Source organism: Variovorax sp. FW305-3-2-15-B-LB1, assembly GCF_058787635.1.
In genome coordinates this window covers 1-16,497 of the sequence record NZ_JBYSZY010000039.1, presented here as the reverse complement: position 1 = coordinate 16,497, position 16,497 = coordinate 1, and the positions used below count along the sequence as shown (strand labels likewise).

Below are 16,497 nucleotides of genomic sequence, written 5' to 3'. Positions count from 1 at the left end.
AGAGCGCGCCGAGCCTACCAAACTTTTCCTGACAGAAAACAGGCTTGCAAATGGAACAAGACGAGATCCGATGCGGCGCATGCGGCCGCAAGCTCGGGACCGGCAGCTACCGCTGGCTGGTCATCAAATGCCCGCGCTGCAGCGCGATGAACACCCTGAGGGCCGAGAGCCCCACCCCCGAGCGCCCAGAGCGCCCTTCAATCGAAGGAGCGTCTCATGCAATCCGTCCCCATCATTCCCTGGCTCGGCGGCAAACGCCGCCTGGCTGACCTGCTGCTCGGCCGGTTTCCACCGCACACCTGCTACGTCGAGGTGTTCGCCGGCGGCGCGGCGCTGTACTTCCTGCGCCACCCAGCCGAGGTCGAGGTGATCAACGACGTGAATGGCGACCTGGTCAACCTGTACCGGGTCGTGAAGCACCACCTGGAAGAGTTCGTGCGCCAGTTCAAGTACGCGCTGTCGAGCCGGCAGATCTTCAAGTGGACGCAGGACACGCCGCCCGAAGTACTCACGGACGTCCAGCGCGCCGCGCGCTTCTTCTACCTGCAGCAGCAGGCCTTCGGTGGCCGCGTCGACGGGCAGACCTGGGGCACGGCCACCACGGCGCCGGCGATCAACCTGCTGCGCATCGAGGAGAACCTGTCGGCCGCTCATTTGCGCCTGGCCAGCGCATACATCGAGCAACTCGACTGGGCCGCCTGCCTGGACCGCTACGACCGGCCGCACACGCTGTTCTACATGGACCCGCCGTATTGGCAGACCGAGGGCTACGGCGTGCCTTTCCCGTGGGAGCAGTACGAGCTGATGGCCGCCAAGCTGCGCCAGCTCAAGGGCAAGGCGATCATCAGCCTCAACGACCACCCAGATATTCGGCGGTGCTTCGAGGGCTTCGGCATGGAGAGCCTGGCCATCGACTACACGGTGGGCGGCGGCGCCAATCGGGCCGAGCGCCAGGAGCTGATCATCTACAGCTGGGACCGTGATATGGAGCCGGCCGGTCTGTTCTGAGGCCTCGGGGCACACCGGGCGGAGAGAATGGCGACATGACCACCTACTATCACGCCAACTCAGTGCTCCTTCGTCCGGGGAGCATCCTCGAGCCTGGTAACTATGGGCGAATGATCAGCGTCTACCGCAATGACGGCGGCTTCAACGGCTGGAAGATCGCGGCGGAACTCGCGTTGGAGGCCAAGCGGGCGCGCGATTTTCCCGAACTGCCCAGCCGCTTGAGCAGTTGCTTTGCTTTTCTCGATATCGCATCTGCATCAGCTCTGACCACGAGGCAGAAGCTCGGAGGCGTGTTCAATGTTCTGTACGAGGTGGAGTTAGTGGACAGCAGCGCTCCATCTCACGTCGGGGACTTTGACCTGGTCACCCGGTGCTACTCGTCGAATCCAGAACACGCTTTTCTACAGACCGTCGAGGACGTCGGCAATATGTACTGGGGTGGAAGGCCGGGCGGCACACGCGAGCTTCTCACTTCGTCCGGGCTGCGGATCCTCCGACAGGTCAGTTGGGGACCGTTGGTGTGACTTTCCTCAAAGACAACGGCATCCTGGCCAAGATTCCCGGCGACGTGATCGGCAATGGCTCGCGGAGCCTGCCGCCGCCAGGCCGCGGCCAGCCGCCCGAAGCCAAGGTCGTGGTCGACGCTGGAGACCGCGGCAAGGTCCGCATCACCTATGAACTCGCGAACCACTGGCACGGGAAGGCTCAGATGTGGTCCTGGAGGGCAGTGTTCGCGGAAGCGGTGGGGCAGGAGTAGGCGCTCATCGGCGCTAGACTTTCGCCACACGTAATTCCTTTTCCCACGGCGCAAGAAGCGCCACCACCCATTTATCTCGCCGCGGAGCGCTCATTTATCGCGGCGCGCTTCAAACACACTCAACGGATCGTCCGGATAGTCCCCGAAGCGCTCGCGCCGCGCATACCCCGCACGCGCATAGAAGGCCAGCGCCTCGGGCTGGCTCACGCCCGTCTCCAACCGGAACATCGCGCATCCGCGTGCCGCCGCCTCGGCTTCGAGAAAGCCCAGCACCTTCGCCGCGACGCCTTGCCCGCGGTTCTGCGGGCGCACGTACATGCGCTTGAGTTCGCCGTAGCCGGGGTTCATGACGACGGCGCCGCAGCCGATGGCCGTGCCGGCCGCGTCGCGCGCGACGGCGAACAGCACATGCGCGGCCGACAGCGCGGCGATGTCGATGCCGTAATGGCTCTCGGGCGGGTACAGCGGCTTCTGGTACGCATCGAGGTCGTCGATGAGCTGGATGACGTCGGGCTGGTTCGGGTTTTCGATCGAGATCTGCATCGTTCGATCGTAGCGAGCCGAAGCACCGCAAAGCCCGACGCGCGACGGGGTTCTGCGCGGCGGCCAACAATGGCCGCGTCATTCATCTGGTTCGTCTGTTCGTTCGATTCAAGGAGTAGAACTTTGGAATACCGTCATCTGGGCAAATCAGGCCTCAAGGTCCCCGTGCTGAGCTTCGGCACCGGCACCTTCGGCGGCAAGGGCGAGTTTTTCAGCGCCTGGGGCAGCACCGACGTGGCCGAGGCGCGCACGCTCATCGACATCTGCATGGACGCTGGCGTGAACATGTTCGACAGCGCCGACATCTACTCGGGCGGCGCCGCCGAATCGGTGTTGGGCGAGGCGATCAAGGGCCGGCCGCGCGACCGGCTGCTGATCTCGACCAAGGCCACCTTCCGCAGCGGCGAGGGCCCGAACGACGTGGGCTCGTCGCGCCATCACCTCGTGCAGGCGGTCGATGCGTCGCTGAAGCGGCTGGGCACCGACTACATCGACCTGTTCCAGCTGCACGGCTTCGACGCCAGCACGCCGGTCGAAGAAACGCTGTCCACGCTCGACGACCTCGTGCGCGCGGGCAAGCTGCGCTATGTGGGCGCGTCGAACTTCTCGGGGTGGCACCTCATGAAGTCGCTGGCGGTGTCCGAGCAGCGCGGCTATGCGCGCTATGTGGCGCACCAGGCGTACTACTCCCTGGTCGGGCGCGAGTACGAGTGGGAGCTGATGCCGCTGGCGCAAGACCAGGGCGTGGGCGCGGTGGTCTGGAGCCCGCTCGGCTGGGGCCGGCTCACGGGCAAGATCCGCCGCGGCCAGCCGCTGCCCGCCAACAGCCGCCTGCACGTGACGGCCGACATGGGCCCGCCCGTGCCCGACGAGCTGCTGTACCGCGTGGTCGAGGCACTCGAAAAAGTGGGCGCCGAGGTCGGCAAGACGGTGCCGCAGGTCGCGCTCAACTGGCTGCTGCAACGCCCGACGGTGTCCAGCGTGGTGGTTGGCGCGCGCGACGAGGCGCAGCTGCGCCAGAACCTCGGCGCGGTGGGCTGGAACCTCACGCCCGCGCAGGTGGCCGAGCTCGACGCGGCCAGTGCGACGACGCGCACCTACCCGTACTGGCACCAGCAGGGCTTCAAGGAACGCAACCCGAACCCGGTCTGACCGGGTTCAGTCGGGTGTCAGCCCCAGCACCCACTGCTTGAACTGCTCCAGCGCCCCGGAGGCCGGACGGCCTTCGGGGTACGCGAAGTAGTAGCCCTGGTGCACGTCCAGGTGCCGGTCCACCGGGATCACGAGTTCACCGGTGCGCAGCTCCTGCTCGACCAGGATGCGCGGCGCCAGCCCCACGCCCATGCCCGCCGCCGCGGCGGCCACCACCATGGTGAACAGCTCGTAGCGCGGCCCGCGCGAGGCATGCACCGTGTACTCCCATTCCTGCTGCGCGTACCAGTCGCGCCACGCATGGGCGCGGGTGCTCAGGTGCACGTGGCGGCAGCGCTCGAAGCCGGCTTCGTCCCACCGGGCGTGCGCGTCGCGGAACGCGGGGCTGCAGATGGGCACCATCTCGCCTTCGGAAAAGATCAGCCCGCCGCGTGTGTTCGGCCAGAACTGGTCGCCAAAGTAGATCGCCGCGTCGTACGCGTTTTCCTGGAACGAGAAGGGCTGCGAGCGCGCCGACAGGTTCACCGTGATGTTCGGGTGCAGCCGGCTGAAGTCGGGCAACCGCGGAATGAGCCATTGCGTGGCGAAGGTCGGCACCACGGCCAGTTCGAGCACGAAGCCCATCTCGTGGCCGGCGCTGATCTCCAGAGTGTCGCGGCGGATCTGGTCGAGGTGGCGGCGGATGCGCGCGGCGTACTCGCGGCCCACGTCTGTGAGCGTGAGCCGCTTGCGCACGCGCGAGAACAGCGGCACGCCCAGGCGCTGCTCCAGCGTCGCCACCTGGCGCCCGACCGCGCTTTGGGTGAGCGCCAGCTCGGTCGCCGCGCGGGTGAAGCTCCCCAGGCGCGCCGAGGCCTCGAAGGCCTGCAGCGCGCCGAGGTTGGGAATGTCTTTTCTCATCGCGCTATTCTGGCGGGAGCTTGCGCGGCCCGGGCAACGGCCCGGGCCCGCACATCGAAGACACGGAAAGGCATCACATGCGGCGTGTGGCGATCATCGGCGGCGGGGCCATCGGCTCGGCCATCGCGTACTTCCTGGGCGCCGACCCGGCAGGCGAGGCCTTCGACATCACGGTGGTGGAGCGCGACTTCTCGTACCGCCAGGCCTCGTCGGCGCTGTCGGCCAGCTCGATCCGGCAGCAGTTCTCCACCGCCATCAACATCGAGATGTCGCTCTATGGCATCGAGTTTTTCCGCACGTTGGGCGAGACCCTGCGCGTGGGCGACGACATGCCGGACATCGGACTGACGGAACCCGGCTACCTGTACCTGGCCTCGCCGGCGGGTGTCGACGTGCTGCGCGAGAACCACGCGACGCAGAAGGCGCATGCGGTGGACGTGGCGCTGTTGACGCCCGAGGAACTGAAGGCGCGCTTCCCGTGGCTCTCGACCGAGGGCATCGCGCTCGCATCGCTCGGCCTCTCGGGCGAGGGCTGGTACGACGGCTACAGCCTGCTGCAGGCCTTTCGCAAGAAGGCGGTGTCGCAAGGCGTGCGCTATGTGCAGGCGCAGGCGACGGGCCTGCAGCGCGAGGGCCGCCGCGTCACCGGCGTGCAGATCGACCGGGGCGACATGCTGCGCGCGGACATCGTCGTCAACGCGGCGGGCGCGTGGGCGGCACCGGTCGCGCAGTGGGCCGGTATCGCGCTGCCGGTGCGCGGGCGACGGCGCAGCGTGTTCAGCTTTTCATGCCCGAGCACCTTGCCGGGTTGCCCGCTGGTCATCGACACCTCGGGCATCTGGCTGCGGCCCGAAGGGCGCCAGTTCATCTGCGGCTTTGCCCCGCCCGAAGACCGGGACCCCGACGACGCGCCGCTCGAAGTCGACCACGAGGCCTTCGAAAACTTCATCTGGCCGGCGCTGGCCGAACGCATCCCGGCCTTCGAAGCCGTCCGCATGACGGGCGCCTGGGCCGGCTACTACGAGATGAACGTGTTCGACCACAACGCGATCCTCGGCCAGCATCCCGACTGCGACAACCTCTACTTCGTGAACGGCTTCTCGGGCCACGGGCTGCAGCAGTGCCCGGCGGCGGGGCGCGGCATCGCGGAGCTGATCCGCTTCGGCGGCTACCGCAGCCTCGACCTGTCGCCGCTGTCGTTCGCGCGCATCCTCGAGAACCGGCCGCTGCGCGAGAAAAACATCATCTAGCGGTGCTGCTCCGCCGGCTTGATGTCCCCCACGGGCGACAGCAATGCCGGGTCGAAAGCGGCGAGCGTGCGGCCTTCCTTCAGCCGCTTCGGCCAGTCGGGGTTCGACAGCGCGCCGCGTCCCAGCGCCACGAAGTCGGCGCCGTCCGCGAGCGCCGCCTCGGCGCGCCCCGGGTCGTGCAGGCTGCCATTGGCGACGATCGCTAGGCCGGGCGCGTGGCGGCGCGCGAGCTGCAGCAGGTTCGGTCCCGCATCGCCGAAGGCCGGGCGCCAGGCTTCGAACTCGGTGACGTGCAGGTAGTCGATGCCGCTGTGCGCCAGCGCGCCGAACACTGTCGCCGCACCGGCTTCGGTTTCCGGCCACTTGTGGCCGAAGTCGTTGACCTTGCCTTGCGAGATGCGCACGCCGACCGGCGCCGAGGCGCCCAGCATCTGCCGCACGGCGCGCGCCATCTCGACCGTGAGCTGCACGCGCTGCGCGAGGGCGCCGCCCCAGCGGTCGGTGCGCGTGTTGGTGTGGCCGGTCAGGAACTGGTCGAGCAGGTAGCCGTTCGCGCCGTGGATCTCCACGCCGTCGAAGCCCGCCACTTCCATCGCCAGCAGCGCGGCCCGGGCGAAGCCACGAATCGCCTCGGCGATGTCGGCATCGGTCATCGCGCGGGGCACCGGGTATTCACCTTCGCCGCGGTAGGCCGTCATCTGCGTGCCCAGCGGGCGAACGGCCGACGGCCCCGCCGTGTGGTCGCGAAAGCGGTTGAACTGCGACAGCGCGCCCGCATGCATGAGCTGCGCGATGGCGCGCCCGCCCGCGCCCTGGATCGCCTTCACCACCGGGCGCCACGCGCGGGCTTGTTCGCCGTCGCTGAGGCCGGGCTGGCGGGCATAGCCTTGCGCGTACGCCGTGTCGGTGTAGATGCCTTCGGTGATGACGAGGCCGAAGCCGCCCCGCGCAAAGCGCTCGTAGTAGCGGGCCATGGTGCCGTTGGCGTGGCCCTCGGGCGAGGCGCTGACGCGCGTCATCGGCGCCACGGCGAGCCGGTTGGGCAGCTGCAGGCCGTGCAGCTTCGCCGGCGCGAGCAGCGGCGTGCTCATCGGGCGTCTCCGGGCGCGACGGCGATGGCCTCGATCTCGATCATCGCGTCGGGCGAGTACAGGCCCGAGACCTCGACGATGGTGTCGGCCGGGTAGGGCGCCGAGAACCACTGGCGGCGCAGTTCGACGATCTTCGGAAAGTGCTGCATCGAGGTCAGGAAGATCGTCACCTTGACCACGCTGCCCAGGGTTGTGCCTGCAGCTCTCAGCACGCGGTCGAGGTTCTTGAAGGCCTGCTCGGCCTGGCGGTCGAAGTCGCCCTTGCCGACGATCTCGCCGTCGTCGCCGATCGCGGCCTGGCCGGACACGAAGACCAGGTTGCCGAGCTGGATGGCCTGCGACAGCAGGAAGGGGGCGTAGGGGTCGGGTTGCGTGTGGATCTGCTTGGGTTGGAGTTGCATGACAGGTGCCTTTGATGGTGAATTTCAGATCAGCCGTGAAAGTGGTTTCTTCCCGCGACCCCTGAAATTTAGGGATGAAGAGGGCGCCCGACAAAGGCTGATTTTTCAGCCAATGGATGAGTTAAGCTAATCTGTCTGCATGCGAAGACTTCCTCCCCTGGGCGCATTGCGCGTGTTCGAGGCCGCGGCCCGCCGGCTGAGCTTCAAGGCCGCCGCCGACGAACTGCACGTCACGCCCACCGCCGTCAGCCACCAGATCAAGCAGCTCGAGGAAACGCTCGAGGTGCGCCTGTTCGAACGCGGCACGCGGCAGGTGCACCTGACGGCCGCCGGGCACCAGCTGTTTCCCGCGCTGCGCGACGGCTTCGACAGCTTCGAGCGCGCCGTCGACGGCGTGCGCCGCCTGAAGGGCACGCGCATCGCCACGCTGTCGTCCACCGTCGGTTTCATGGCCCGGCGGCTGGCGCCGCGCGCGGGCACCTTCCGCGACCTGCACCCCGAATGGACGCTGCGGCTGGACGCCACCAACCAGGTCGTCGACCTCGACACCGAGGCCGATGCGGCGATCCGCTACGGCAACGGCCGCTACGCCGACCTGGTCGTCGAGCCGCTGTTCCAGGACCACTACGCGCCGGTCTGCAGCCCCGCGCTGGCGGTCGCGGCGCGGCAGGACCTGAAGAGCGTCTCGCTGATCCATTTCGAATGGGGCCGCGCGGGGCGCGACGAAACGCTGGCGCCCGTGTGGCGCACCTGGCTCGCGCGCGCGGGCCGCACCGACGTCGAGGCGCAGGCCGGCCTGTCGTTCACCGAAGAGATCCACGCGGTGCAGGCCACGGTCGCGGGGCAGGGCGTCGGCCTGCTGAGCCTGGCGCTCGTGGCCGACGAGCTGGCGTCGGGCCTGCTGGTGCAGCCCTTCGAGTTGTCGGTGGAGAGCTACCGCTACGACCTGGTCTACAGCCCGCGCGCCGCCACCCGCCCCGCGACGGACGTGCTGCGCGACTGGGTACACCGCGAGTTCGGCGGCGGCGAAAAGAAGGCATAGTGGCAGGCATGACTGCCCAGACCCTGTACGCGCAAAAGCGCGTTTCCGCCGCCGATGCCGTGCGCCAGGTGCGCAACGGCGACATGATCATCGTGCCCACGGGCGTCGGCGAGCCGCCCTCGCTGCTCACGGCCTTGTCCGAGCAGCGCCGCGACTTCCGCGACGTGAAGGTGGCGCAGATCCTGGCGATGCGCAAGTACGCCTACATCGACCCCGAGACGGTGGAGCACGTGCGCCACGTCGCGCTGTTCTTCGGCGGCGCCACGCGCGCGGGCGGGCAGGCAGGCTGGATCGACTTCATTCCGAACTACTTCTCCGAGATCCCGGCGCAGATCGAGCGCGGGCAGATCGCGGCGGACGTGGTGTTCAGCATGGCCTCGCCGATGGACGCGCACGGCTACTTCGCGCTGAGCCTGGGCCCCGACTACACGATGGCCGCCGTGGCGAAGGCGCGCGCGGTCGTGCTCGAGGTGAACCCCAACGTGCCCTACGCGCACGGCAACTGCCACGTGCACATCTCGCAGGTGGCGGCGCTGGTCGAGAGCAGCGAGTCGGTGATGGAGGTCGGCCTGCCGAAGATCGGCCCGGTGCAGGAAGCCATCGGCAAGCACGTGGCCGACCTGATCGACGACGGTGCCACCTTGCAGATCGGCTACGGGGGCATTCCCGACGCGGTGGTGATGCAGCTCACGGGCAAGCGCGACCTGGGCATCCACACCGAGATGATCGGCGACGGCATCCTCACGCTGGTGGAAAGCGGCGCGGTCACCAACCGCCGCAAGAACTACCTGCCGGGCAAGTCGGTCGCGACCTTCGCGCTGGGCTCCAGCAAGCTGTACCGCTTCATGGACCGCAACCCGGGGCTGGAGATGCACCCGGTGAACTTCACCAACGACCCGGCGCTGGCGGGGCTGAACGACAACCTCATCGCCATCAACGCCACCATGCAGATCGACCTGCTGGGCCAGTGCGGCTCCGAGAGCCTGGGCCACGCGCCGTACTCGGGCACGGGCGGGCAGTCGGACTTCGTGCGCGCGGCCAACCGCTCGCGCGGCGGCAAGGCTTTCATCGTGCTGCCTTCGACAGCGAAGGACGACACCATCTCGCGCATCGTGCCCTCGCTGTCGCCGGGCACGCATGTGAGCACGAGCAAGAACGACATCAACTACGTCGTCACCGAACATGGCGTGGCGCAGCTGCGCGGCAAGTCGGCCAAGCAGCGCGCGCAGGAGCTGATCGCGATTGCGCACCCGGACTTCCGCGCAGAGCTGACGGAGCAGGCGAAGCAAGCCAAGCTGCTTTGAGTTTCGCAGGGGGCAGGGCGTGACTTAGGGCACTCCTGTGCGGTCCGGGCGGCGGCTACATTCGCTGCGATGAGCACCTCGTTGCGACATCTTTTCCTGCTCGGCGCGGCCTGCGTGCTGTCCGGCCAGGCGTTCGCCTGCAGCGGCCCGGGCCAGCCGGGATGCCCGCCACCGAACGCGCCGGGCTGGCCCCACAACAGCCGGCCGCCGCCCCGGGACACCGTGCCTGTGATGCCCGGCGGCACGGGCCGCTACAGCGACCCCGACGAGTACCTGGCGCCGCCGCCGCCCGACCCCACCTTCTCCTACAAGTGGGGCGCGTACGTCATCGACAAGTCGAAGGGCGCCTTCGGCGGGGTCGACAACCGGGCGACCCAGGCCGATGCCGAAAACAACGCCATCGCCCAGTGCGTGGGCAACGGCGGCACCGCCACCGGCTGCCGCAGCATGACGCTGACCTGGCAGGAAGGCTGCGGCGTGGTCGTGATGGGCCGCAACGTGCTGTCGATGAAGGCCAACAAGCTGCAAAGCGCGGCGCAGGCGGAAGCGATGGCGGAGTGCTCCGCGCACGCGAAGGACTGCAAGGTCGTCACCGCGCGTTGCAACGCGCTCGTCGTCAATCGCTGATCAGCTGGCCTTCGTCGCGCGTACCAGCGACGGCGTGGCCTTGTAGCTTTCGGGGAACAGCTTCTTCAGGTCGTCGATCTTCGGCAGGTCGTTGATCGCGATGTAGGGCTGGTTCGGGTGCAGCGTGAGGTAGTCCTGGTGGTAGTCCTCGGCCGCATAGAAGGGCTTGGACACCTCGACCGTGGTCGCCAGCGGCTTGTTGCCGAAGGTCTTGGCCTGGTTGAGCTGGGCGATGTAGGCGTTGGCAATGCGGGCCTGCTCCGCGTTTTCGGCGAACACGGTGGAGCGGTACTGCGGGCCGGTGTCGGGGCCCTGGCGGTTGAGTTCGGTCGGGTTGTGCGCCACCGAGAAATAGATCTGCAGCAGCTTGCCGTAGCTGACCTTGCGCGGGTCGTAGCTGATGCGCACGGCCTCGGCATGGCCGGTGCGGCCGGAGCCGACCTCGTTGTAGCGCGCGGTGCGGGCCTCGCCGCCCGCGTAGCCAGAGAGCGCATTGCTCACGCCTTCGACGCGCTGGAACACGCCCTGCACGCCCCAGAAGCAGCCGCCTGCGAACACGGCGGTGGCGGTGGTGGCGCCCGCGGGTGCGGTGAGGTCGACCGTGGGCGCGGGCACGCGGCGCGCGGTCTCGGCAAAGGAAGGGGCTGCGTGCCAGGCGAAGGCGGCGACAGCAAGCGCGCCGGCGGCGATGGCGAAGGATTTCATGGCGGTCTTTCGTAGGGAGCGCAGGAAAGGGACAGTGATCCCGATCCCGCCGGCCGTCAATGGCGGCGGGGCCGGGGAGACGGCGGCTTACTTCTTCATCTCGTCCTTGCCCATCGCGTCCTTCTTCATTTCGTCCTTGGCCATGGCGTCTTTCTTCATGCCATCTTTGGCCATGCCGTCCTTCTTCATGGCGTCCTTGCCCATGGCGTCTTTCTTCATCCCGTCCTTGGCCATGCTGTCCTTCTTCATGCCGTCTTTAGCCATGTCGTCCGCGGCCAAGGCCGAGGCGCCGGCGAAGGCCATGCAGGTGGCGAGGAGGGTGGCGGTGAGCTTGTTCATGTCGGTCTTCCTGAGTTGAGGTTGGGTTTTGTTGTCAAGATCGGCGCGGTCCCCGATGGAGACTCGGCCTCGCGCTTTCTTCGGCAGTCGAGCGGCTGCGGCAGCCGCTCAGCTCCCTCCGAACCAGTTGTAGCCCTGGTCTTCCCAGTAGCCACCGGGATAGGTGTTCGTCACGTACATCGCCTGGATGTGCTTGGGGTTCTTGTAGCCAAGCTTGGTCGGCATGCGCAGCTTCATCGGGAAGCCGTACTTCGGCGGCAGCGGCTGGCCGTCGTAGCTCAGCGTCAGCAGCGTCTGCGGGTGCAGCGCGGTGGGCATGTCGATGCTGGTGTGGTAGTCGTCCGCGCACTGGAAGCCGACGTACTTCGCGCTCAGGTCCGCGCCCACATGGCGCAGGAAATCGGCAAAGCGCACGCCGCCCCATTTGCCGATGGCGCTCCAGCCTTCGACGCAGATGTGGCGCGTGATCTGGTCCTGCTGCGGCAGGGCGCGCAGCTCGGCGAGCGTCCAGCGGCGCTTGTCGGCGACCATGCCGCCCACTTCGAGGCGGTAGGTGGCTTCTTCGACCTCGCGGACCTCGTCCTCGCCGTAGTAGGCGTTGAACGGAAAAGGGCGCGTGATCTCGGCCTCGGTGTAGGTCGGCGCCAGCCGCGTCGGGCTGAAGAGCCAGCCCTGCACCTCGTCGTTGAAGCGCGAGACCTTCGCGAGCGCGGCTTCCACGTGGCTGTCGTCGCTGATGCTGCAGCCGGTGAGCATCGACAGCCCGCCCAGCGTCAGCGAACGGCGCAGGAACAGACGGCGCGAAGGCGCGTCGAGCTGGCGCTCGATGAGGGCGCGGGCTTCGCGCACCACGGCCTCGCCGTCGACACCGACCAGGGGAGGGCGTTTGAAAAAGAGGCTCATGGGGTGTGGGGCGCGCGACCGCGCAGCATGGTGAGCAGGGTGCGGGGCACGAGCGCCACCATCACGAGGTGCACGGCAACGAAGGCCACCAGGGCCGCCATCGCCACGAAGTGGACGCGGCGCGCGGCTTCGTAGCCGCCCAGCAGCTCGCGCAGCAGCGGAAACTGCACCGACTTCCACAGCACCAGCCCCGACAGCACGATCGCGACGAGGTCGACGATCACGAACAGGTAGGCCAGCTTCTGCACATGGTTGTAGTGGCGCGGGTCGGCATGCGAGAGCCTGCCGCCGAGCGCGGCCCGCGCATCGCGCCAGAGGCCGGCCGGCGTGAGCGGGAAGAACTTGCGCGCGAAGCGCCCGCTGGCCAGGTTCAGCACCAGGTAGACGAGCCCGTTGAACACCAGCAGCCACATCGCCGCGAAGTGCCACTGCAGCGCGCCGCCGAGCCAGCCGCCCAGCGTGATCGAGGCCGGAAAGCGAAAGGCAAGGAAGGGCGCCGCGTTGTAGATGCGCCAGCCGCTGGTCACCAGCACCAGCACGGCCAGCGCATTGAGCCAGTGCGTGACGCGCATCCACAGCGGGTGGATCGGTCGGTGGTCGGGGGCGGCGCGTGTCTGCATGGGCCGGATTGTTGGGCGCACCCCCTCGCCGATTCATCACGCAAAGTTCAAAGATTCGTGATAACTCCGGGGGGCGTCTCGCGGGACAATCGCGGCCATGGACACCGCCAAACGCGTGCTGATCGTCGAGGACGACGCCCACATTGCCGAGCTGCTGCGCATGCACCTGCGCGACGAGGGCTACGCGGTCGAGCACGCCGCCGACGGCAACGCCGGCCTGCGCGCGCTGGAGCGCGGCCAGTGGGACGCGCTGGTGCTCGACCTCATGCTGCCCGGCATCGACGGCCTCGAAATCTGCCGCCGCGCCCGCGCCATGGCGCGCTACACGCCCATCATCATCGTGAGCGCGCGCTCGAGCGAGGTGCACCGCATCCTCGGGCTGGAGCTGGGCGCCGACGACTACCTGGCCAAGCCCTTCTCGGTGCTGGAGCTGGTGGCGCGCGTGAAGGCGCTGCTGCGGCGCACCGATGCGCTGGCGCGCAACGCGCGGCTGGAGTCGGGCAGCCTCACGCTGGGCAACCTCGACATCGAGCCGCTGGCGCGCGAGGTGCGCGTCGACGGCAAGCCCATCGAACTCACGCCGCGCGAGTTCGACCTGCTGTATTTCTTTGCGCGCCATCCCGGCAAGGTGTTCTCGCGGCTCGACCTGCTCAACCAGGTCTGGGGCTACCAGCACGACGGCTACGAGCACACGGTCAACACGCACATCAACCGGCTGCGCACCAAGGTCGAGGCCGACCCGGCCGCGCCGCGGCGCATCCTCACGGTGTGGGGGCGCGGCTACAAGCTCGCGGCGGACGACGCCGCACCGAAGGGTGACGTATGAGCGCCGCGCAGGGCCGCCCCAAGCAAGCTCGCTCCCGCCTGGCGGGAAGGCGCGAAGCGCCAAGGGTGCTTCAATGACGATGGCCTGGGCCACGCTGTCGCGGCGCCTGTCGATCGCCTTCGCGGTGCTGCTGCTGGCCTGCTGCGGCGCCTCGGCGTGGCTGCAGATGCGCGCCGGCGCGCAGCACGCGCAAGAGGTGACGCAGCGCCTGTCGCTCGGGCTCGCGGCCCACATCGCGCAGAACACCGAACTCATGAAGCCCGGTGGCCTCGACCCGGTGGCGGTGAAAGACCTGTTCGACAAGCTCATGACCGTCAACCCCAGCGTCGAGGTCTACGTGCTGGGGCTCGACGGCCGCATCGAGGCCCAGGCCGCGCCGCCCGGCCACCTCAAGCGCGACAAGGTGGCGCTCGGCCCCATCCGCCGGCTGCTGGCCGGCGAGCGGCTGCCCATCGCGGGCGACGATCCGCGCAGCGTCGACGGTGCCAAGGTCTTCAGCGCCGCGCCGCTGCGCATGGACGGGCGCGACGCCGGCTATGTGTACGTGGTGTTGCAAGGCGAAGACCACGACGCGCTGGCCGCCAACCTCTCGGCCGACACCGTGCTGCGCACCACGCTGTGGTCGATGGCCTTGGTGGCGCTGCTGGGGCTCATCGCCGGGCTGGTGGCGTTCCGCCTCATCACCCGGCCGCTGCGCGAACTGACGGCGGCGGTGCGGCGCTTCGAGGCCGAGGGCATCGCGGCGCTGGAGCGCGAAGCGCCCATGCCCGCGCCGCCGCGCCACGCCGACGACGAGATCGCGCAGCTGCAGCAGGCCTTTGCGCAGATGACGCGCCGCATCGCCGAGCAGTGGCGCGAACTCAGCTTGCAGGACCGCCAGCGCCGCGAGCTCTTCGCCAACATCTCGCACGACCTGCGCACGCCGCTCACCTCGCTGCACGGCTACCTCGAGACGCTGCTGCTCAAGGCCGGCACGCTCAGCGAGGAAGAGCGCCGCCGCTACCTGGAGATTGCGCTCGGCCAGAGCCGCAAGGTGGGCCGGCTCGCGCAGGAGGTGTTCGAGCTGGCGCGGCTCGAGTACGGCGTGGTCAAGCCCGAGAAAGAAAACTTTGCGCTGGCCGACCTCGTGCAGGACGTGTTCCAGAAGTTCGAGCTCGCGGCCGAGGCGCGGCACCAGCAGCTCAAGCCCGACATCGCGCCGAACCTGCCCGTGGTGTCGGCCGACCTCGGCATGATCGAACGCGTGCTGACCAACCTGCTGGACAACGCCATCCGCCACACGCCGGCCGGCGGCGAGATCGAGGTGCGCCTGCGCCCGTCCGACGCCGGCGTGGCGGTGCAGGTGAGCGACACCGGCCCCGGCATTCCGGGCGAGCTGCAGAAGGGCCTGTTCACGCGGCCGGCCTTTGCCGATGGCGGTGCGCGCGGCGGCGGGCTGGGGCTCATGATCGTGCAGCGCATCCTGCAGCTGCACGGCAGCGACATCCGGCTCGTGCCGCAGCCGGGCAAGGGCGCGGTGTTCCTGTTCCGGCTGGGAGGCGCCACAGCGCGCTGAAGGCGTTGAACCCGGCGGTCGACGGGTTTGCCAGCGGGCGGCGGGCGATGCTACAAGCGAAGCGGCATCACCCCCCAAGAACAGAAGGAGACCACTGACCATGCCCGCTTTCGAGACCGTCCTGATCGACAAGGACCCGCAGCACCCGCGCATCGCGCGCTTGGTGCTCAACCGCCCCGAGAAGCTCAACGCCATCGGCGACAGCACGCCGACGGACATCCGCCGCGCGGTCGAATGGGCCGAGGCCGACGACGAGGTGCATGTGATCGTGGTCGAGGGCGCGGGCCGCGCCTTCTGCGCCGGCTACGACCTGGGCGACTACGCCGAAGGCCACGGCCGCGAAGGCCAGGGCGACCATCCCTGCCGGCAGGAGAAAACGCCGTGGGACCCGATGCTCGACTATGCCGCCATGAAGCGCAACACCGAAGACTTCATGTCGCTGTGGCGCTGCCGCAAGCCGACCATCGCCAAGGTGCACGGCTACGCGGTGGCCGGCGGCAGCGACATCGCGCTGTGCTGCGACCTGCTCACCATGGCCGACGACGCGCGCATCGGCTACATGCCCACGCGCGTGTGGGGTTGCCCGACCACCGCGATGTGGACCTACCGCCTCGGCGCATTGCGCGCCAAGCAGCTCATGTTCACCGGCGACACCATCACCGGCACGCAGGCGGCCGATTGGGGCCTGGCCAACTTCGCGGTGCCCGCGGCGCAGCTCGACGAGGCCACGCTGGCGCTCGCGCAGCGCATCGCGGGCGTGCCCAGTTCGCACCTCATGATGCACAAGATGGTCGTCAACCAGGTCTGGCATTCGATGGGGCTGGAGCAGACCCAGATGTTCGCCACCGTGTTCGACGGCATCACGCGGCATAACCCCGAAGGCATGTGGTTCCGTCGCCAGGCCGAGGCCGAAGGTTTCAAGAGCGCGGTGCAGTGGCGCGACAGCGGCCGGCCGATTCCTGAAGGCGACGAGGCCAGGGCGCGCATCGCCGAGCTCGAGGCGAAGCTGGCTGCGCGCGGCTGAGCGGCGCCATCGCGTGGCACCTGCTTCCATGTCACGCGACCGACTCATTTCTCTTTGGTGATCCGGTGCGCCTGAAGGTTGTCAACAGTTAGATGACGGCAAATGCCCATACATGCGATGACAGTTCAGCTCGGACATCTCTTCAGGAGAATGTCATAGAGAAATGTCCAAGATCCGGCGCTCCAACGCCCCGCGCTTACCCCTTCAGCCGGTCTTGATCTCCACCCCCATAATGTCGATACATATTGTTTCGAGGGCTTGAAGTTGACCGCTAAAAAACAGACTACAAAAACCGCCCCGGTAAAGCGGCGTGTGCCGAATGTCGACCGGCTGCATGACAAACGTGTGGATTGCCACTCCGTAATGACCACCATGTTGATTGCCGCCGAAAACTGACCCAGCTAACGCAGTAATTTCCGTCTAAGACTGACCCACGTAAAACCCTACCCT

General features: G+C 68.1%; 20 protein-coding genes. 12 read left to right on the top strand and 8 right to left on the bottom strand.

The annotated features are described in order from the left end of the window. The first annotated feature begins 50 nt into the window (after nt 1–50). From AC3WQR_RS21765 to AC3WQR_RS21750, 4 genes are read left to right on the top strand one after another with little or no spacing between them, the layout of a single operon-like run. Nucleotides 51–269 carry a Com family DNA-binding transcriptional regulator gene (locus AC3WQR_RS21765; RefSeq protein WP_492743564.1) on the top strand — a complete coding sequence of 73 codons (219 nt, stop codon included), beginning with the start codon at nt 51–53 and terminating at the stop codon, nt 267–269. Next, nucleotides 217–1,008 carry a DNA adenine methylase gene (locus tag AC3WQR_RS21760; RefSeq protein WP_492743562.1) on the top strand — a complete coding sequence of 264 codons (792 nt, stop codon included), beginning with the start codon at nt 217–219 and terminating at the stop codon, nt 1,006–1,008. The genes AC3WQR_RS21765 and AC3WQR_RS21760 overlap by 53 nt, the downstream gene beginning before the upstream one ends. 35 nt (nt 1,009–1,043) lie before the next feature. Beyond that, the gene (locus AC3WQR_RS21755; protein WP_492743560.1) at nt 1,044–1,532 is read left to right on the top strand and encodes a hypothetical protein; all 489 of its coding nucleotides are present in this window, start codon (nt 1,044–1,046) and stop codon (nt 1,530–1,532) included. Beyond that, complete coding sequence (locus AC3WQR_RS21750; RefSeq protein WP_492743558.1) at nt 1,529–1,765, top strand: hypothetical protein; 237 nt, start codon at nt 1,529–1,531, stop codon at nt 1,763–1,765. Before AC3WQR_RS21755 ends, AC3WQR_RS21750 begins: the two co-directional genes overlap by 4 nt. 90 nt (nt 1,766–1,855) lie before the next feature. Here the strand turns inward: AC3WQR_RS21750 and AC3WQR_RS21745 are convergent, their stop codons facing one another. Beyond that, a complete protein-coding gene (locus AC3WQR_RS21745) occupies nt 1,856–2,308 on the bottom strand; it encodes a GNAT family N-acetyltransferase (protein WP_492743556.1) in 453 nt (150 codons plus the stop codon). Nucleotides 2,309–2,431: 123 nt separating this feature from the next. Between AC3WQR_RS21745 and AC3WQR_RS21740 the strand changes: the two genes are divergently transcribed. Then, nucleotides 2,432–3,460 (top strand): aldo/keto reductase, encoded by a 1,029-nt coding sequence (locus AC3WQR_RS21740; protein ID WP_070060858.1) that lies wholly within the window; start codon nt 2,432–2,434, stop codon nt 3,458–3,460. A gap of 6 nt (nt 3,461–3,466) precedes the next feature. Here the strand turns inward: AC3WQR_RS21740 and AC3WQR_RS21735 are convergent, their stop codons facing one another. Next, nucleotides 3,467–4,360, bottom strand: coding sequence for a LysR substrate-binding domain-containing protein (locus AC3WQR_RS21735; RefSeq protein WP_492743554.1), 894 nt, complete (start codon nt 4,358–4,360; stop codon nt 3,467–3,469). Between the two features lie 77 nt (nt 4,361–4,437). Between AC3WQR_RS21735 and AC3WQR_RS21730 the strand changes: the two genes are divergently transcribed. Beyond that, nucleotides 4,438–5,610, top strand: a complete 1,173-nt coding sequence (locus AC3WQR_RS21730; protein WP_492743552.1) for an NAD(P)/FAD-dependent oxidoreductase — start codon at nt 4,438–4,440, stop codon at nt 5,608–5,610. On the opposite strand, the gene AC3WQR_RS21725 is transcribed toward AC3WQR_RS21730, so the two are convergent. Both AC3WQR_RS21725 and AC3WQR_RS21720 read right to left on the bottom strand, forming a co-directional pair. Next, nucleotides 5,607–6,701, bottom strand: coding sequence for an oxidoreductase (locus AC3WQR_RS21725; RefSeq protein ID WP_492743550.1), 1,095 nt, complete (start codon nt 6,699–6,701; stop codon nt 5,607–5,609). The two genes, AC3WQR_RS21730 and AC3WQR_RS21725, sit on opposite strands and share 4 nt — an antisense overlap. Next, on the bottom strand, nt 6,698–7,102 hold the full coding sequence (locus AC3WQR_RS21720) for a RidA family protein (protein WP_492743548.1): 405 nt from the start codon (nt 7,100–7,102) through the stop codon (nt 6,698–6,700). The genes AC3WQR_RS21725 and AC3WQR_RS21720 overlap by 4 nt, the downstream gene beginning before the upstream one ends. A gap of 139 nt (nt 7,103–7,241) precedes the next feature. Between AC3WQR_RS21720 and AC3WQR_RS21715 the strand changes: the two genes are divergently transcribed. The 3 genes from AC3WQR_RS21715 to AC3WQR_RS21705 all read left to right on the top strand — a co-directional run bounded on the left by AC3WQR_RS21715 (nt 7,242) and on the right by AC3WQR_RS21705 (nt 10,075). Further along, nucleotides 7,242–8,144, top strand: a complete 903-nt coding sequence (locus AC3WQR_RS21715) for a LysR substrate-binding domain-containing protein (RefSeq protein WP_492743546.1) — start codon at nt 7,242–7,244, stop codon at nt 8,142–8,144. A gap of 8 nt (nt 8,145–8,152) precedes the next feature. Further along, nucleotides 8,153–9,448 carry an acetyl-CoA hydrolase/transferase family protein gene (locus AC3WQR_RS21710; protein WP_492743544.1) on the top strand — a complete coding sequence of 432 codons (1,296 nt, stop codon included), beginning with the start codon at nt 8,153–8,155 and terminating at the stop codon, nt 9,446–9,448. Nucleotides 9,449–9,517: 69 nt separating this feature from the next. Further along, nucleotides 9,518–10,075 (top strand): DUF4189 domain-containing protein, encoded by a 558-nt coding sequence (locus AC3WQR_RS21705; RefSeq protein WP_492743542.1) that lies wholly within the window; start codon nt 9,518–9,520, stop codon nt 10,073–10,075. Here AC3WQR_RS21705 and msrA read toward each other — a convergent pair whose 3' ends face one another. The 4 genes from msrA to AC3WQR_RS21685 form a co-directional block, all read right to left on the bottom strand. Further along, the gene (gene msrA / locus AC3WQR_RS21700) at nt 10,076–10,780 is read right to left on the bottom strand and encodes a peptide-methionine (S)-S-oxide reductase MsrA (protein ID WP_492743540.1); all 705 of its coding nucleotides are present in this window, start codon (nt 10,778–10,780) and stop codon (nt 10,076–10,078) included. It abuts the gene before it with no gap. Nucleotides 10,781–10,867: 87 nt separating this feature from the next. Next, the gene (locus tag AC3WQR_RS21695; RefSeq protein WP_095745469.1) at nt 10,868–11,119 is read right to left on the bottom strand and encodes a pentapeptide MXKDX repeat protein; all 252 of its coding nucleotides are present in this window, start codon (nt 11,117–11,119) and stop codon (nt 10,868–10,870) included. Between the two features lie 108 nt (nt 11,120–11,227). Beyond that, a complete protein-coding gene (locus tag AC3WQR_RS21690; RefSeq protein ID WP_492743537.1) occupies nt 11,228–12,022 on the bottom strand; it encodes a molybdopterin-dependent oxidoreductase in 795 nt (264 codons plus the stop codon). Continuing rightward, nucleotides 12,019–12,642: a cytochrome b/b6 domain-containing protein gene (locus tag AC3WQR_RS21685; protein WP_369646898.1), complete on the bottom strand. Its 624-nt coding sequence runs from the start codon at nt 12,640–12,642 to the stop codon at nt 12,019–12,021. The genes AC3WQR_RS21690 and AC3WQR_RS21685 overlap by 4 nt, the downstream gene beginning before the upstream one ends. Before the next feature lie 97 nt (nt 12,643–12,739). Here AC3WQR_RS21685 and AC3WQR_RS21680 point away from each other — a divergent pair, with 97 nt between their 5' ends. From AC3WQR_RS21680 to AC3WQR_RS21670, 3 genes are all read left to right on the top strand, one after another. Beyond that, nucleotides 12,740–13,468, top strand: a complete 729-nt coding sequence (locus tag AC3WQR_RS21680) for a response regulator transcription factor (protein ID WP_070060847.1) — start codon at nt 12,740–12,742, stop codon at nt 13,466–13,468. Nucleotides 13,469–13,547: 79 nt separating this feature from the next. After that, nucleotides 13,548–15,023 (top strand): sensor histidine kinase, encoded by a 1,476-nt coding sequence (locus AC3WQR_RS21675; protein ID WP_492743672.1) that lies wholly within the window; start codon nt 13,548–13,550, stop codon nt 15,021–15,023. Nucleotides 15,024–15,123: 100 nt separating this feature from the next. Next, a complete protein-coding gene (locus tag AC3WQR_RS21670; protein ID WP_095948677.1) occupies nt 15,124–16,047 on the top strand; it encodes a crotonase/enoyl-CoA hydratase family protein in 924 nt (307 codons plus the stop codon). Nucleotides 16,048–16,497: the final 450 nt, after the last annotated feature.

Coding starts and splice junctions, on each gene's coding strand:
- AC3WQR_RS21765 (WP_492743564.1), top strand. CDS start 51: ATGGAACAAGACGAGATCCGATGCGGCGCATGCGGCCGCAAGCTCGGG.
- AC3WQR_RS21760 (WP_492743562.1), top strand. CDS start 217: ATGCAATCCGTCCCCATCATTCCCTGGCTCGGCGGCAAACGCCGCCTG.
- AC3WQR_RS21755 (WP_492743560.1), top strand. CDS start 1,044: ATGACCACCTACTATCACGCCAACTCAGTGCTCCTTCGTCCGGGGAGC.
- AC3WQR_RS21745 (WP_492743556.1), bottom strand. CDS start 2,308: ATGCAGATCTCGATCGAAAACCCGAACCAGCCCGACGTCATCCAGCTC.
- AC3WQR_RS21735 (WP_492743554.1), bottom strand. CDS start 4,360: ATGAGAAAAGACATTCCCAACCTCGGCGCGCTGCAGGCCTTCGAGGCC.
- AC3WQR_RS21730 (WP_492743552.1), top strand. CDS start 4,438: ATGCGGCGTGTGGCGATCATCGGCGGCGGGGCCATCGGCTCGGCCATC.
- AC3WQR_RS21725 (WP_492743550.1), bottom strand. CDS start 6,701: ATGAGCACGCCGCTGCTCGCGCCGGCGAAGCTGCACGGCCTGCAGCTG.
- AC3WQR_RS21720 (WP_492743548.1), bottom strand. CDS start 7,102: ATGCAACTCCAACCCAAGCAGATCCACACGCAACCCGACCCCTACGCC.
- AC3WQR_RS21715 (WP_492743546.1), top strand. CDS start 7,242: ATGCGAAGACTTCCTCCCCTGGGCGCATTGCGCGTGTTCGAGGCCGCG.
- AC3WQR_RS21710 (WP_492743544.1), top strand. CDS start 8,153: ATGACTGCCCAGACCCTGTACGCGCAAAAGCGCGTTTCCGCCGCCGAT.
- AC3WQR_RS21705 (WP_492743542.1), top strand. CDS start 9,518: ATGAGCACCTCGTTGCGACATCTTTTCCTGCTCGGCGCGGCCTGCGTG.
- msrA (WP_492743540.1), bottom strand. CDS start 10,780: ATGAAATCCTTCGCCATCGCCGCCGGCGCGCTTGCTGTCGCCGCCTTC.
- AC3WQR_RS21695 (WP_095745469.1), bottom strand. CDS start 11,119: ATGAACAAGCTCACCGCCACCCTCCTCGCCACCTGCATGGCCTTCGCC.
- AC3WQR_RS21690 (WP_492743537.1), bottom strand. CDS start 12,022: ATGAGCCTCTTTTTCAAACGCCCTCCCCTGGTCGGTGTCGACGGCGAG.
- AC3WQR_RS21685 (WP_369646898.1), bottom strand. CDS start 12,642: ATGCAGACACGCGCCGCCCCCGACCACCGACCGATCCACCCGCTGTGG.
- AC3WQR_RS21680 (WP_070060847.1), top strand. CDS start 12,740: ATGGACACCGCCAAACGCGTGCTGATCGTCGAGGACGACGCCCACATT.
- AC3WQR_RS21675 (WP_492743672.1), top strand. CDS start 13,548: ATGGCCTGGGCCACGCTGTCGCGGCGCCTGTCGATCGCCTTCGCGGTG.
- AC3WQR_RS21670 (WP_095948677.1), top strand. CDS start 15,124: ATGCCCGCTTTCGAGACCGTCCTGATCGACAAGGACCCGCAGCACCCG.